This is a genomic window from Cryobacterium sp. N19 (assembly GCF_002929595.1).
Lineage (GTDB): Bacteria > Actinomycetota > Actinomycetes > Actinomycetales > Microbacteriaceae > Cryobacterium > Cryobacterium flavum.
This window is the reverse complement of record NZ_PJJR01000054.1, coordinates 143,484-158,543: the sequence shown is the minus strand read 5'-3', so window position 1 is coordinate 158,543 and position 15,060 is coordinate 143,484. Positions and strand designations below refer to the sequence as shown.

Annotated in this window: 13 protein-coding genes and 1 pseudogene; 9 read left to right on the top strand and 5 right to left on the bottom strand. The window is 66.1% G+C overall.

Annotation, left to right across the window (positions count from 1 at the left end):
- Positions 1 to 6: 6 nt before the first annotated feature.
- Positions 7 to 840, bottom strand: coding sequence for a sigma-70 family RNA polymerase sigma factor (locus CXY78_RS18850; protein WP_092339705.1), 834 nt, complete (start codon positions 838 to 840; stop codon positions 7 to 9).
- 220 nt (positions 841 to 1,060) lie between these two features.
- A pseudogene (locus CXY78_RS18845) lies at positions 1,061 to 2,359 on the bottom strand (ISL3 family transposase).
- Positions 2,360 to 2,592: 233 nt separating this feature from the next.
- On the opposite strand from CXY78_RS18845, the gene CXY78_RS18840 reads away from it, so the two are divergent.
- Genes CXY78_RS18840 through CXY78_RS18825 form a run of 4 tightly spaced genes read left to right on the top strand, consistent with a single transcriptional unit; the run spans position 2,593 to position 5,886 of the window.
- Positions 2,593 to 3,078 (top strand): flagellar protein FlgN, encoded by a 486-nt coding sequence (locus tag CXY78_RS18840; protein ID WP_104090687.1) that lies wholly within the window; start codon positions 2,593 to 2,595, stop codon positions 3,076 to 3,078.
- A 34-nt stretch (positions 3,079 to 3,112) separates the two neighbouring features.
- Positions 3,113 to 4,564, top strand: a complete 1,452-nt coding sequence (flgK, locus tag CXY78_RS18835) for a flagellar hook-associated protein FlgK (RefSeq protein WP_104090685.1) — start codon at positions 3,113 to 3,115, stop codon at positions 4,562 to 4,564.
- Between the two features lie 3 nt (positions 4,565 to 4,567).
- Complete coding sequence (flgL, locus tag CXY78_RS18830; protein ID WP_104090684.1) at positions 4,568 to 5,491, top strand: flagellar hook-associated protein FlgL; 924 nt, start codon at positions 4,568 to 4,570, stop codon at positions 5,489 to 5,491.
- Positions 5,488 to 5,886 (top strand): flagellar assembly protein FliW, encoded by a 399-nt coding sequence (locus tag CXY78_RS18825; RefSeq protein ID WP_104090682.1) that lies wholly within the window; start codon positions 5,488 to 5,490, stop codon positions 5,884 to 5,886. Before flgL ends, CXY78_RS18825 begins: the two co-directional genes overlap by 4 nt.
- 62 nt (positions 5,887 to 5,948) lie before the next feature.
- Here CXY78_RS18825 and sufU read toward each other — a convergent pair whose 3' ends face one another.
- Positions 5,949 to 6,443: a Fe-S cluster assembly sulfur transfer protein SufU gene (sufU, locus tag CXY78_RS18820; protein ID WP_104090681.1), complete on the bottom strand. Its 495-nt coding sequence runs from the start codon at positions 6,441 to 6,443 to the stop codon at positions 5,949 to 5,951.
- Complete coding sequence (locus CXY78_RS18815) at positions 6,440 to 7,780, bottom strand: aminotransferase class V-fold PLP-dependent enzyme (RefSeq protein WP_104090679.1); 1,341 nt, start codon at positions 7,778 to 7,780, stop codon at positions 6,440 to 6,442. Before CXY78_RS18815 ends, sufU begins: the two co-directional genes overlap by 4 nt.
- A 95-nt stretch (positions 7,781 to 7,875) precedes the next feature.
- Between CXY78_RS18815 and clpS the strand changes: the two genes are divergently transcribed.
- Positions 7,876 to 8,160: an ATP-dependent Clp protease adapter ClpS gene (clpS, locus tag CXY78_RS18810; protein WP_092339698.1), complete on the top strand. Its 285-nt coding sequence runs from the start codon at positions 7,876 to 7,878 to the stop codon at positions 8,158 to 8,160.
- A complete protein-coding gene (locus CXY78_RS18805; protein ID WP_233206241.1) occupies positions 8,157 to 8,702 on the top strand; it encodes a DUF2017 family protein in 546 nt (181 codons plus the stop codon). The genes clpS and CXY78_RS18805 overlap by 4 nt, the downstream gene beginning before the upstream one ends.
- On the opposite strand, the gene CXY78_RS18800 is transcribed toward CXY78_RS18805, so the two are convergent.
- Positions 8,684 to 10,177 carry an NAD(P)/FAD-dependent oxidoreductase gene (locus CXY78_RS18800; RefSeq protein WP_233197506.1) on the bottom strand — a complete coding sequence of 498 codons (1,494 nt, stop codon included), beginning with the start codon at positions 10,175 to 10,177 and terminating at the stop codon, positions 8,684 to 8,686. The genes CXY78_RS18805 and CXY78_RS18800 overlap by 19 nt on opposite strands.
- A 237-nt stretch (positions 10,178 to 10,414) precedes the next feature.
- On the opposite strand from CXY78_RS18800, the gene CXY78_RS18795 reads away from it, so the two are divergent.
- The 3 genes from CXY78_RS18795 (at position 10,415) to CXY78_RS18785 (ending at position 15,045) form a co-directional block, all read left to right on the top strand.
- On the top strand, positions 10,415 to 11,245 hold the full coding sequence (locus CXY78_RS18795) for an FAD binding domain-containing protein (RefSeq protein ID WP_233197505.1): 831 nt from the start codon (positions 10,415 to 10,417) through the stop codon (positions 11,243 to 11,245).
- A complete protein-coding gene (locus CXY78_RS18790) occupies positions 11,242 to 14,097 on the top strand; it encodes a molybdopterin-dependent oxidoreductase (protein ID WP_233206240.1) in 2,856 nt (951 codons plus the stop codon). The genes CXY78_RS18795 and CXY78_RS18790 overlap by 4 nt, the downstream gene beginning before the upstream one ends.
- Before the next feature lie 354 nt (positions 14,098 to 14,451).
- Positions 14,452 to 15,045: an amidohydrolase family protein gene (locus CXY78_RS18785; RefSeq protein WP_104090674.1), complete on the top strand. Its 594-nt coding sequence runs from the start codon at positions 14,452 to 14,454 to the stop codon at positions 15,043 to 15,045.
- The last annotated feature ends 15 nt before the right edge of the window (positions 15,046 to 15,060 follow it).

The window sequence follows — 15,060 nt, the reverse complement described above, 5'->3', positions numbered from 1 at the left end:
GAAAAGTCAGGATGCTGCGCGTTCGACCGTGTCGAGCTGCAGGTGTTCGTGCGCGGTGCGAGTCATTCCCACCGTGGCGAGGTCGGCAAGTCGGGCGAGGTAGGCGCTGCGGCGAGCCGGAGCAATGCGCGACTCCGGCTGATACGCAGCCGCGGTTTCGATTTCGTCTGCGTAGTGCGTGCTGAGTCCGTCGCGCAGCAGGCGAATCGCCTCGGCGCGCATTTGGGAGACGGCGGAGTGCGTGGTGCCGAGTTCCGCGGCGATGTCTTTGACCGGGCGGTCGTCGAAGTAGATCTGCTCGACGATGGCGCGCATCTTTTCCGGCAGGGCCGCGATGGCAGCCCGCAGGTAGACGAGACGTTCGGTGGAGAGCAGTGACTCTTCGGGCATGGCGGTGTCGGCCACGAGAAACTCGGCGGTCGTGTCGTCGAGGGCTGAGAGGGTGCGGGCCGCGTCGGCCAGGCCGGCCGCGGCGGTGTCGCGGTCGACACCGAGAGCATCGGCGATCTCGTTCACGTTCGGGGTTCGCCCGAGGGCGGCCGCGAGGGTGTCTTGTACGGCGAGAGTTTCTTTGATGCGGCGGCGAGCGGAGCGGGTGGCCCAGTCGCTTGAGCGCATCTCGTCGGCGAAAGCGCCGATGATGCGGCGCCGGGCGAAGGCTCCGAAGGGAACCCCGAGGGTGGGGTTGAAAGCATCCGCTGAGGTAATGAGGGCAACAGCGCCGGCCGAGGCGAGGTCGTCGCGGGAGAGGTGGCGGGCCTTGGCCCAGACCTCCGACACGAGGTAGCCGACTAAGGGCAGATTTTCGACGACGAGGGCATTGCGGTCAGTGCGATTCACGTGCGGCCCCCGAGCTTCTCATGCCAATTTTCGAATGTGCACGGAAGGGCTTACGTGCCTCCCGCGAGAGGCCCCAATGCCTGCGAAATCAAAGCTACCCCCACTAGGAGGCAAATGGGTAGCGCTACAACGCCCATTTGGTACATTAACTCGTCCTCTCTTTAGAGGACACGGTTGGGCAATTCGGCAAGAAATCAGGCTCTCCTGACTCTTCCGTGGGTTAATTTCGTCCGGGGAGCACGGGTTTGTGCCCGCCGAGGCTGAGCATGGCGAGGGCGATGAGGGCGTCGGGTGATGTGAAGCCGAAGGCGATACGGGTCATGAGGCGGATCTTGGTGTTTATGGATTCGACGCGGCCGTTGGAGAGGCCGTGTTCGATGGACGCGAGGATCGCGGTGCGGTGCTTGACGATGCTTTTCTGCAGTTTCACGAAGGACGGGATGCGGCAGCGTCGGGCCCAGCCGACCCATTTGTCGAGGGCTTCGGTCGCTTCGTCGAGGGGCAGTGTGAAGATCACCCGGAGGCCTTCCTTCAGGTAGTAGGCGCGTGCCAGGCGAGGGTTGGTCTGCACGATCCAGGCGAGCTTGGCTTGCTGCTTCTCGGTCAGGTTTTCCGGGTTCTTCCAGAGGGCGTAGCGGCAGTTTTGATGCCGGCAGCTCGAGCACTGTCCGGGCGAGCAGGAGCGTCGGCGGCAGGTCGGCCACGGGTGCGTCGGGCATCGTTGTGGCGGGCGGCTGTGCGGGCATCGTTCCACGCGGTCCGGCGGACCTCATCGAGGGCTTCGGTGGCCCATTTCACGACGTGGAACGGATCAGCGCACCGAACGGCGTTGGGCGCTCGTTCCTTGACAACACTGGCGATCCAGGCCGCACCGTCCGCGGAAACATGCGTGATCTGCGCTGAACGCTCTGGTCCTAACGCGTCAAAGAACGTCGCGAGGGTGGCTTTGTCCTGGCCCGGTGCGGCCCAGACGAGGCGGCCGGAATCGTGGTCGACGACGCAGGTCAAATACTTGTGGCCGCGCTTGTAACTGATCTCGTCGATCCCGATCCGCGTCAGGTCCGCGAACTGGTCGTACTGCTTCTGGGTATCGGCCCAGACCCTGGTGACGATTGCGACGACGGTGCGCCAGGCGATGCGCATCAGCACGGTGATGGCGGTCTTGGATGTTTGCGTGGCCAGCCACGCGACCTGGTCGTCAAAGAATCGTGTGGCCGCTGTGGTGCCGAGCCCAGGGGACGGCGGCGACGGTGACGCCGTGGACGCGGCAGGACACTCAGGGTGCGTCGGCTTCGAGGTGAACTTGAATCGAGCCCACGTCTAACCCTCGCCAGCGACGCCGCCCGTCATCGAGGTCGTAGCGTGGGCTGCGCTTCTGACAGGACCCGCATCGGTTCCGCCTCGGCGCCATCGGACGCACCAACGCGATCAAAATCCTGCCCTCCAGATCAAGATCGACGTCCTCGACGAACGTGTTCTCGACACCGAGGAGAGTTCGCCATATTCTTAGAGTTCGCACGCCGCTTTTTCCGTTCCTAAGTTTCTTACCTTTGACAGTTAGAAACCTAGGCGGAGAGCGGCGTGCGGCCGTTAAGGCGCTCCCAACGGACCCACGGTTACGTCAGGAGAGCCAGAAATCAGGCTATTTTGCCTAACCGCGATGTTTTCTCGGCCGATAGTGCCAACGAATGAACCAGAGCACACGCACCCGTGTAGCCCTGAGCGCGAGTGAAATTGTGGGCTGGAGGAGTCATGGGCGCCAACGAATTGTCTGCGTTGCTGTGGCGAGAACGTGAACTTCTCGAGTTGCTGGTCTTCAAACTCGAAGAGGAACAGCTTCTGCTGCAGGGCGGTAAGTCGCGCTGGCTGCAACACGCCACTCGCGAGGTTGAACAGGTTTTGAATCTCGTGCGTGAAGCCGGACTTGGGCGTTCCGTTGAGGTAGCCGCACTGGCTACCCAGTGGGGAACAGCCGAAGACGCCACCCTGCGTGAACTCGCCGCCAATGCTCCCGCGGGGCCGTGGGGCGAAATCTTCGCCGCACACCTCAAAGCCATGGGCGATCTCACCAGCCAGATCAAAGAACTCCGCGACACCAACGAACGTTTTATTCGTGCCGCGGCCCGCTCCACCCAGGAGACGATGACCACGGTCAGCGCCAACCCCAAAACCTACGACGCCAGCGGAGTGACCGGCGCCCCGGTGACCGCCGCCCGCATTTTCGACCGCAACCTGTAACTTTGCACGACCAACGAGAAGAACGGAGAACACGGTGAGCACATTTGGTGGCTTGAACACCGCGTACACCGGCCTCGTTGCCGCGCGCCAGGGCCTCGACGTGGTCGGGCAGAACATTGCCAATGCCAATACGGAGGGTTACACCCGCCAGCGCATATCGACCTCCGCTCTCGGCGCCACGGCTCCTACCGGCATCTTCACCCAGGGCGCCCGCGTCGGCGAGGGCGTTGCCATGGACGGCATCGCTCGCCTGGCCAGTGCCCAACTGGATGCCCGCGTGCGAGCAACCGCCGCAACCGCCGGCTACACGGCGGTGCGTGCAAACGCGCTCGCTTCGGTTGAGGACTCGCTCAACGAGCCCGGCGAAGACGGCATCTCGGCCAAGCTTGATGAGTTCTGGGCCGGCTGGCAGACCCTGTCGAACGGCACCGACACCGCAGCCCCCGCAGCGCTGCTACTCGGCACGGCCGGCGAACTGCTCACCCAGATCTCCGAGGGCTACCAGGCCGTCTCCGACGAGTGGTCGAACGTGCGCAGCGACCTGAACAATATGGTCTCGGAACTCAACGGCGCGGCCACCCAGGTCGCAGCGCTCAACGTGCAGATTCGCCAGAGCCTCGCCACGGGCGGTACGGCCAACGAACTGCTCGACCAGCGCAGCACCCTCACAACCACGATCGCCGCCCTGACCGGGGCGAGCGTCACCGAGCAGGCCGACGGCACCGTCACCGTGCTCGTGGGCGGCAACGCACTCGTCTCCGGCGGCACCGCGCATCAGGTGCAGGTCACCGCCGACTCTCCGCGAGTGATGCAGGATAGCCGTGACGTAACCCTGGTGTGGGCCGACAACGCCGACACCGCCGTGACCATGGACCTGGGCGAAATGGCCGGCGCACTGTCTCTGCTCGGCGAGGCCAACGTCAGCGGGTCCGGTGGCGCGCTGGCTGAGGCTGCCGCGTCGTACAACACGTTTGCGACCGAACTGAAGGCCACGGTCAACGACATCTACAAGACCGGCTTCAACCAAGACGGCGACGATGGCTTCGAGTTCTTCTCGTCTATAGATGGCGCACCCGCCGCACAGGCTCTCAGTATTGTGCCGAAATCATCCGCTGACATGGCCGTACGCGCATCCGCTGACTCTGGCGCCTACGACGGCACCATAGCGGATGCCATCGCCCAGCTCGGCGCCGGATTCGCGACCGACGTTGACGGCGCGATCGTCTCGCCGAGCACCACCTGGTCGGACTTCGTCACGAAGACCGGCGTGCTCACTCAGACCGAGCTGCAGTCGGCGGCGCTGGCCAGCTCGACGGCATCGGGCGCTGCCAACCAGCAGCTCGCCAACTCCTCGGTCGACCTCGACGAGGAGAACGTCAACCTGCTGATGTTCCAGCACGCCTATCAGGGAGCGGCCCGCATGATGACGGCCGTCGACGAGATGCTCGACACGCTCATCAACCGCACCGGATTGGTCGGGAGGTAACTCATGGTCGATCGGGTAACCACCCAGACGCAGATGCGCGCTGCCCAGCGCAACCTGCAGGAGAACATGACGCACCTCGCGCGGTTGCAGGAGCAGGCCAGCACGCTCAAATCCATCAACCGTTCCTCGGACGATCCGACCGCGGCCGCCGCGGCTATGGCGGTGCGCGCCGAGATGCGTGCAGTCGATCAGTACAGCGCCAATGCCGACAACGGCAACGACTGGCTGACCACGATCGAATCCTCGCTCGGGTCAGTGTCGGACATCATGAACCGCGTGCGGGACCTCACCGTGCAGGGCGCCAATTCCGGCTCGCTGTCAGCGACGGCCAAAGAGGCCATTGCGATTGAGATCGACGGACTCAAAACCGATCTCCTCTCGCAGGCCAACACGAAGTTTCTCGGGCGCAGCGTCTTCGCCGGCAACTCGGATGATGCCACGGCGTTCACCGCCGTCACCGACGGCAGCGGTTCCACCACCTATGCGTACTCGGGTGACCCTGCGGGCTCGAGCGGCGTCGAACGGCGCATCAGCGCGACGAGCACCGTGCGCGTCGACGCCGACGGCGGCACCATCTTCGGCAGTGACGAAGCATCGGTATTTGCGCTGCTCGACAATATTGTTGCTGACCTGCGCTCCACCGACAACTCGGTCAACGTGGGCTCTCGCCTTGAGGAACTCGACGATCGGATGGCCATCATGACCGGTCAACGCAGTGAAATGGGTACCCGCCAGGTGCAGATGGAACGCGCCCAGTCGACCCTGCTCGAAAAGACCGGCACACTGGATGCCCAACGGTCCGGCATCGAAGACGCCGACCTGGGCCAGGTCATCATTGATTTGAAACTGCAGGAAGTGACCTATCAGGCCGCACTCGCTGTTACCGCCCGTGTACTTCAACCAACCCTGATGGACTTTCTCTCATGACGATTACCCTCACCAGCCCCACCCTCAGCTTCGTGTCTCCCCCGCCCGGGCTTGCGCCGCTCACCGACTTCGTGCTCAACGAGATCGAGGGGGCCGCTGGACTCTACTCGCTGCAGGCATCCGCTCACCCGACCACGCGCCTGTTCGTTCTCGACGCGGCCATCTTTCTGCCCAACTACACCCCGGCGATCTCGAGCGAGCAGTCGATCGCGTTGTCGCTGACGACGCCCGACGATGCTCTCGTGCTCGTGGTCGTCAACCCCGGCGAGAGCACCACGACGGTGAACCTGATGGCGCCCATCGTGGTCAACGCCCGCACGGGCGCCTGCGCGCAGCTCATTCTGGACGACCAGGACTGGCCGCTGCACGCCGAGCTCGGCACCGGCGAAAACTGAGGCCTGGCCCACTTTCCGGGCCCGGGCCCGGTCGATCTGAGCGGGCCGCAGGCACGAGCAAACTAGTGCGACTCAGCGTCGATCAGGGCAGCCTCGAAGGCGACCCAGGGCAGCATGGCGCACTTGACTCGGGCCGGGTAACGCGAGACTCCCCCGAAGGCGGCGGCGTCGCCGAGAATCTCCTCGTCGGGCTCGATCTTTCCGCGGGAGCGCAGCATCTCCCGAAAGTTGTCGAGCAACGCGCGTGCCGAGGTTATGCTGAGACCGCGCAGGGTGTCGGTCAGAATCGAAGCGGATGCCTGCGAGATCGAGCAGCCCTCGCCGGTCCAGACCAGGTCGGTCACGGCAGAATCCGTTTCAGCGCCGACGCCGAGCGAGACGCGCAGGGTGACCTCGTCACCACAGGTCGTGTTGATCTGGTGCGATTCGGCTACCCGCAGGCCACCGGCCGCGCCGAGAGCCACGGCCTCGGCGAGTGGCGTGAGTTCGACCGCCCCGTGCCGGGCTTTGGCGTGCTCGAGAATGATCGTCTGATACAGCTGCTGCAAGTCACTCATTGCTTGACTCCGAAGAAGGGGGCGACCTCGGCGAGGGTGGCCAGAAACAGGTCGACCTCATCGGTCGTGTTGTAGAGATAGGTGCTCGCGCGGGTGGACGCGGTCACGCCGAGTCGGCGATGCAAGGGCTGCGCACAGTGATGGCCGACCCGCACGGCGATGCCGGCGTCGTCGAGAAACTGACCGACGTCGTGCGCGTGCACTCCGGCGACGTCGACGGCGGCAAGTCCCAGGCGTTCCACGCCGAGACCGGGGCCGAGCAGCCGTACACCGGGGATTTCAGCCAGGCCGGCAACCAGGCGCTGGCCGAGCTGGGCCTCCCAGGCGTGCACTCGATCCATGCCGGTTTCGCTCAGGTAATCGACGGCCGCGGCCAGGGCGATGGCCTGCGAGATGCGCTGGGTGCCGGCCTCGAAGCGCTGCGGCGGAGCGAGAAACTCAGCTTGAGTCATGTCGACGGTCGTGATCATCGACCCGCCGGTGAGGAACGGCGGCATGTCGGCGAGCAGTTCGGCTTTACCGTAGAGCGCGCCGATGCCCGTGGGGCCGAGCATCTTGTGGCCCGAGAAGACGGCGAAGTCCACGTCGAGCGCCTTGACGTCCACGGGAAGGTGCGGCACGGTCTGGCAGGCGTCGAGCACGACCAGCGCACCGACGCGGCGGGCCAGGGCCACGAGTTCGGCCACCGGGTTGATGGTGCCGGTGACGTTGGAGCCGTGGGTGAAGGCGAGCAGTCTCGTGTGGGGGCCGACAACATCCGCTGCGGCCAGCAGGTCGAGTGTGCCGTCGTCGAGTACGGGAATGAAGCGCAGCGTGGCACCGGTGCGCAGGGCGAGTTGCTGCCAGGGAATGAGGTTGGCGTGGTGTTCCATCTCGGTGACCACGATCTCGTCACCGGCGCCGAGACTGAAGCGGCGGGCGGCCGGGCCGCCGAGGCCGAGTGAGGCGTTGGAGAAGCTGTAGGCCAGCAGGTTGATGCCCTCGGTGGCGTTGGAGGTCCAGACGATCTCGTCGGTCTGGGCGCCGACGAACGCGGCAACCTTTTCGCGGGCGGCTTCGAACCCCTCGGTCGCTTCGACGGCGAGCGTGTGGGCGCCGCGGTGCACGGCCGCGTTGCGCTGCTCGTAGTATTCCTGCTCGGCTTCCATCACGCTGATCGGATTCTGCGAGGTGGCGCCAGAGTCCAGATAGACAAGCGGATGCCCGTTCACCGTTTGGTGCAGCACCGGAAAGTCATTGCGAATGCGCTCAACATCGATGTTGGTCAGCGGGGCCAGCTCAGGGTGCTGAGCGCCGAGGGCTGGGGACAAAGCGGACGATGGTGCAAAAGACGTCATACTCAAGGATATTCCCTCGCCCCAAACCCGCACGCCGCGCGGGCAAGTATGACGCGGCGGTGGAAAACCCGGCGGGAGCGTGTGAGGCTTAAGGGGTGACGCAGACTACCGAACAGACCGACCTTCGCGAGGACGTGTCACTCGACCGACCGTGGGTGACCCTGGTCTGGGACGACCCGGTGAACCTCATGTCCTACGTGGCCTACGTCTTTCGCAGCTACTTCGGCGTCTCGCCCAAGCAGGCCGAACGGCTCATGCTGCAGGTGCACAATAACGGCCGCGCCGTCGTGGCCACTGGCAATCGCGAATCCATGGAACGTCACGTCGAAGCCATGCACGGCTACGGCCTGATGGCGACGCTGGCGAAGGCCGACGAGTGAGTCGATTCACCACTCAGATGGATGGCACCCTGCACGGCCGCTTCGAACCGATCGAAGCCGACCTGCTGCGCCTCGCTACCACCCAGCTTCTCGAGATGCTCGACTCCGGTGCCGGCGACCCCTCTCTCGCCGCGAGCGACGGAATCTTCGGGCGCCTGCTGCCCGACGCCTACCGCGACGACGACGACGCGGCCGCCGAGTTTCGCCGGTTCACGGCGACCGACCTGCTCGATCGCAAGGCGCAGAACGCCCAGGTCGTGCTGAATTCGCTGGGTTCCAGTGAAGCGGATACCGACACTCCCGATTCCTCCCCCGACGACGACAGCGACGACCTCCAGCCGCTCACGATCAGTCTCGATCCCGATGCCGTGCAGGCCTGGCTGCGAAGCCTCACCGACCTGCGGCTGACCCTCGCCGACCGGCTGCAGATCACCCCGGACGGGGTCGTGCACCTCCTTGGTGACAACACCCCGTTTCTGCGCGAACTCTACGAATGGCTCGGTATGCTGCAGGAAGAACTCGTCTACACGATCGACGTCTGACCATCCCGCGTGGCCGAGCGATCGGCGTGCTCGGCCAGCAGGGCTCGTGCAGCGAGTCCGATCACGGCGCTGTAGGTGGGGTAGGCGAATCGCACGTTTGCCAGCGTGGCCACGTCGATCCCGGCAGCCATCGCCGTCGTCACGGACTGAATGACCTCCACGGCGTTTTCACCGACCGCGTGGGCGCCGAGAATGAGCTCCCGCCGGCGGTCGGCGATGAGCTTGAGGAATCCCCGCTGGCGATCATCGATCACCGCCCGATCCAGCAGCGAATAGGGCACCACCGTTACGACGCACAGCTCGTCGCGCCGCCGGGCATCGGCCTCGGTCAGACCGACACCTGCGTAGTCCGGATCGGTGAACCCACCCGCGGGAAGCAGGTGGTGCGGGGTTCGTCGATTGGCATCCAACACGGCGTTCTCGGCCGCGGCCTCTCCTTCGAATTGTGCGGCCTGCACGAGCATATCTCGGCCGTTGGCGTCGCCAACAGCGAAAATGTGCGGTACCGAACTTCGAAAATACGCATCGACGGAAACGGACGAACGACTCGTGAGGACACCGGCATTTTCCAGTCCGAGGTCACCGATATCCGCAGGCCAGCCAGTGGCCATGATCACAGCGTCGAAGCTGCTCGCACTCTCGAGCCCGTTCTCCCGCCAGGTCAGTGTGATCGAGCCGTCAGCGGCGCGTTGAAGTCCGTCAATTCCGTCGATGCCCAGGCGGAGTATGACACCTTGCTCGACGAAAGCCTGGGCGACGGCGTGCGAGACGGACTCGTCAGACGTGGCGAGCACGCGGTCGGCCACATCGAGCAGGGTCACAGCCGAGCCGAAGGAACGAAACACAGTGACCAGTTGGGCACCGGTGTTTCCCCCGCCGATCACGGCCAGGCGACTGGGAACACTCGGAAGGTCGAGCACGTGCTCCGGTACCGTCGCGAGCTCAGCTCCTGGAACCGGCAGCCGCCGGGAATGACCGCCGACGCACACCAGTACGGCACCGGCGGTCACCCGACGCCCAGATTCCAGTCTGAGCGTGGAGGCATCCAGAAAGCAGGCGCGCCCCTCAAGAATGAGTTCCACACCGGCGTCAGCGAATCGCGTCGCCTCATTTTTCATCAAACGCACCCGGTCAACGGTTTGCCGGACGCGGACGACGGTGGCGGGCCAGTCCAGGGGGCGCTCGGACACGGAGATGCCGTACGCGTTGGCGGTGCGGATCTCCCGCATGAGCCGAGCCGTTTTCGCCAGTACGCGGGTGGGTACGCATCCGGTGTTCACGCACGTGCCGCCGAGACGGTCAGATTCGCAGACGGCGACGGATGCGCCCAGTTTCGCCGCGCGCAGGGCTGCAGCGGTTCCAGCCGGGCCGGCACCGATCACGACCACATCGAAATGATCAGGATCCGGCCGGTTCGAATCGGCATCCCGTTGTTCGAACGGCATCGTGTGTTCGGAGGTTGGGCCAGCGGTCATCTCGGTCTCCCACCGTCGTAATCGACCAAATAATGACAGCGTCGGCTGGGAATCAACCTGCGGGTGCTCTCGTGTCTGCTAATCCCGGGCCGCCAAAGGTAGTCTGGTCCCGACCAGGCGGGGCGCCTACTCCCGTGCTCGCTTCGCCCTCGTGAACTCAAACCGTGTGCCAGCGCCGCTCGCATGGATGCGCCACCGCATAGTGAGTGGGATTCACAGCATCCAACGGAGACAACAATGGACCTCAGTACCGTGACCCGTATCATCCCGGCTCGAACGCGCAGCGACCTCATCGCGCTCGGGCCGACCGTCGTACCGTTGGCCGGGGGATCCGAGCTGTTTGCCGACCCGCGCGCCCACCTCAGGGCACTCGTCGATTTGCAGACCCTGGGGTGGCCGGCGCTCACGATTACCGAGGATGGCCTCGAGATCGCGGCAACATGCACTCTGGCCGAGCTCTCCCGGCTGCCCATGCAGGCCGGGTGGGCGGCGCATCCGCTTTTTTACCAGTGCTGCACGGCCCTGTTCGGCTCATTCAAGGTGTGGAATGTGGCGACGGTCGGCGGCAACCTGGCCACCTCGCTTCCAGCCGGGCCCATGATCACCCTCGCCGTCGCGCTCGATGCCGAGCTGCTGGTCTGGCGCGGCGACGGCAGTGACGAGGTCGTACCGGCCCGACAGTTCGTCACCGGCAATATGACCAATGCGCTTGCGGCCAATGATGTGTTGCGTTCCATTCGAGTGCCGCTGACCTCGCTGCAGGCCACGACGGCGTATCGCAAGATTGCCCTGTCACCGCTCGGACGCTCGGGCGCGGTGTTGGCCGGGCGGGTCGACGCCGACGGCGACTTCGTGCTCACGGTCACGGCGGCGACGCTGCGCCCCGTGCAGCTGCGGTATTCGGAACTGCCCGCCGCCGACGTTCTCGCCGGCGATATTGCCGCGATCGACTGCTGGTTCACGGATGCCCACGGCGCCGCCGACTGGCGACGCGCGATGGGACTGCTGCTCGGCGAAGAGATTCGCGCCGAACTCGCCGCCTCGACCGACGTCGCAAGTCAGTCATGACGCTGGAGCAGGCCGCGATGGTCGCCACCGTCACCTTCGAGGTCAACGGCACCCGGGTCGAGGCGACGCCCGCTGCCGGCCAGTGCCTGCGCACGCTGTTACGGGAGCAGGAACACTTCGAGGTGAAGAAGGGCTGCGACACCGGCGACTGCGGCGCCTGCACGGTGCAGGTCGACGGAACACCAGTGCACTCCTGCATCTACCCGGCGTACCGGGCGGCCGGAAAGCAGATCACGACCGCGGCCGGCCTCGGCCAGCCCGGCAATCTCGCGCCCGTGCAGCAGCGTTTCGTCGATTCCGCGGGCTTTCAATGCGGCTTCTGCACGCCCGGCATGGTCGTGACCGCCGCCGCCATCGAAGCCGATGCCGATGCCGACACCGAACCGGGCGCGTTGCCGCGACTGCACGACCTGCCCCGACTACTCAAGGGCAACCTCTGCCGGTGCACCGGCTACCGCTCGATCACCGACGCAATTACCAGCCAGCACACCCCGCCGGAAGGCTCTTGCCACGTGGTGCCCGGGCGCGAACAGTCGGACGCATCAATGCTCGGCCGGGTGCGTGCGACCGGCCGAGCCGGCCAGGCCGTCGGCCCGGTCGGCACCTCCTCCGGGGCGATCGCCGGAGAACGCGTGGTCAGCGGGCTCGAGCCGTACACCCTCGATGTGGCTATTCCCGGGCTACTGCACCTTGCTGTGCTGGGCAGTCCGCACGCGCATGCACGCATCCGCTCTCTAGATTCCACCAGGGCGGCCGCGCTGCCCGGCGTGCACCGCGTGCTCACCCACGCCGACTCCCCCGCGACGCTGTTCTCCACGGCACGGCATGAAAGCCGATTCGACGACCCCGACGACACCCTGGTCTTCGATGCGACGCTGCGCTTTCGCGGACAGCGGGTTGCGGCGGTCGTGGCCGACTCGGTCGCCATCGCCGAGGCCGCCTGCCGGCTGCTCGAGGTTGAATACGAGCTACTCGATGCCGTGTTCGACCCGCAGCTGGCCGGCGCTCCCGGTGCGCCGCTCGTGCACGGCGACAAGGACCCGGTCGTGTCGCGCCTGGCCGACCCTCGGCGCAATCTGGTCGCCGAACTGCACGGCGAATACGGCAACGTCGTGGCCGGCCTCGCCGAGGCCACCACCATCGTCTCCGGCAGCTGGCAAACCCAGCGCATCTCGCACACCCACCTCGAAACCCACGCCACAATCGGCTGGCTCGAGCAGGGCCGGCTGAACTTGCGCACGAGCTCGCAGGTGCCGTTCCTGGTGCAGAAGGAGATCTGCCGTCTGTTCGACCTCGAACCGGCCGATGTGCGCGTCTTCACCGCCCGGGTCGGCGGCGGCTTCGGGGGCAAGCAGGAGCTGCTCACCGAAGACCTCGTCACCCTCGCCGTGCTGAAAACCGGGCGGCCGGTGCAGTACGAATTCACCCGCACCGACGAGCTCACCATCGCCCCGGTGCGGCATCCCATGACGCTGGACGTCACCCTCGGAGCCACGGCCGACGGCCGCCTGACCGCCCTGAAACTCGGCGTGCTCGCCGACACCGGCGCCTACGGCAACCACGCGCCCGGTGTGATGTTCCACGGCACGAGCGAGTCCGTCGCGCTGTACAACGTGCCCAACAAACAAGTGGATGCCCAGAGCGTCTACACAAACAACCCCCCGTCGGGCGCCTTCCGCGGCTACGGCCTCGGCCAGATCATCTTCGCCATCGAGTGCGCGCTCGACGAACTGGCCCGCAAACTCCACGTGGACCCGTTCGAACTGCGCCGACTGAACTCGGTGCGGCCCGGCGACCCGCTCGTGGTCACGCACGAGGAAGGCCCCGACCTGATCTTCGGAAGCTACGGCCTCGACCAGTGCCTCGACCTGGCCGAAGCGGCGCTGAAGCGTGGCAATGGGGCCGTCGTTCCGGCCGGGCCCCCGTGGCGGGTCGGTACCGGCATGGCGTCGTCGATGATCGCGACGACGCCGCCGCGCGGCCACCGGTCGCAGGCATCCGTTCAGCTGCTCGCGGGCGGCCGCTATCTGGTGCGGGTTGGCACGACCGAATTCGGCAACGGCACCACGACCGTGCACGCCCAGATCGCCGCGACGGCCCTGCACACGACGGTGAACCGCATCGATTTGGTGCACTCCGACACGGATGCCGCCGGCTACGATTCCGGCGCGTTCGGCTCGGCCGGGGTGGTGGTAGCCGGCAAAGCCGTGCTCGCCGCGGCGACCGCGCTGGCCGAGACGCTCGGTTCAGCCGCGGCGTCGCGCAGTGGGTCGGCCGACGTGACGTGGCAGCTCGAACGGGATGGGCTGCGCGCGGCGGGCACGGTCGTCTCGCTCGACGAGCTTGCCCCCTGGGCGACCGCCAACGACATCGATCTGACCGCCACGCGGCGCGAAGACGGAGCGCTGCGCTCCCTGGCCTTCAACGTGCACGCCTTTCGCGTGGCCGTGAACACCGACACCGGTGAAGTGCGCATTCTGCAGTCGATCCAGACCGCCGACGCCGGCTTCGTCATGAATCCCGAGCAGTGTCGCGGGCAGATCGAGGGCGGCGTCGCACAGGCGCTCGGTACGGCCCTGTTCGAGGAGGTGCTGCTCGACGGCGCCGGCGCGGTGACGACCCGAGTGCTGCGCAACTACCACGTTCCCCAGCTGGTCGATCTGCCGGTCACCGAGGTCTACTTTGCGCAGAGTCACGACGTGCTCGGGCCTTACGGAGCCAAGTCCATGAGCGAATCGACCTACAACCCGGTCGCGCCGGCGCTGGCCAATGCGGTGCGTGACGCGATCGGCATCCGTCCCACCGAGTTGCCGATGTCGCGAGACCGCATCTGGCGGTTGCTGCACGGTTGAGCGGATGCTGCGGGCCCGGGTCGCTTAGGCCGGCTCGCGTTGGGCGATGGTGGCCTCGACAGGCTCGACCAACGGGTGTGGCAGGTCGCGTGGGCAGGCTGCGTCGGGCGATGGCTGTCTCAGGAGTAAAAGCGGCCTGATCCGGCGGCAGAATGGCTGAGTTCCCCGGGCCGGCGCGGGCCTGTCGCCCCCACTTCGCGGCGCGCGGCAGTTGATGGCCCCAGCCGCGCAATATTTCGGCCGGATCACGGGGCAGGTCGGGCACGTTTCCAAACCCCCAAATGGGCTGAATCTGATTTCAGTAGGGTGAAAACAGGCACAGCAGCCGCCGGTATTCACACCCGAGAGGACCCTATGACCGACCCCGATCTCGTCATCCGCTCCGAACGGGTACTGACCGCGCAGGGCTTCATTCCGGCCGCCGTCTGCGTCACGAACGGGGTCATCACCGCGATTCTCCCGATCGATGCGGTCATCGACGCCCCGTCAAAAACGGATGTCGCCACCCCCGACCAAGCGCCGACCGCCACCGCCCTGCGTAAGGTGCGCCTCGCCTGGGGCGGAATCTCCGGCCTGCAGGTCAGCCTCGCCGCGGTGTGGTCGGCCGGCCTCGCCCGCGGCCTCGGCCTGGAGCAGGTCGTCGAGTGGATGAGCGCGGCCCCGGCCCGCTTCGTTGGCCTCGCCGGTCACGACGGCCTGGCCGGCAAGGGTGCCATCGCGGTCGGAGCGGATGCCGACCTCGTCGCGTTCGCCCCGGCCGAGGAGTTTCTCGTCGACGCCGAATCCTTGCGGCACAAGAACAAGGTCAGCGCCTTCGACGGCGCACTTCTGGTCGGCCGGGTGCATACGACCTGGCTCGCCGGACGCGAGGTGTTCTCGGTGTACGACGACGTGGCCGGGCGGCCGACCGGAGCGTTGCTCATGCCCGAGGGCGGCATCTGTTTCTAGATCTATTCGAACAAC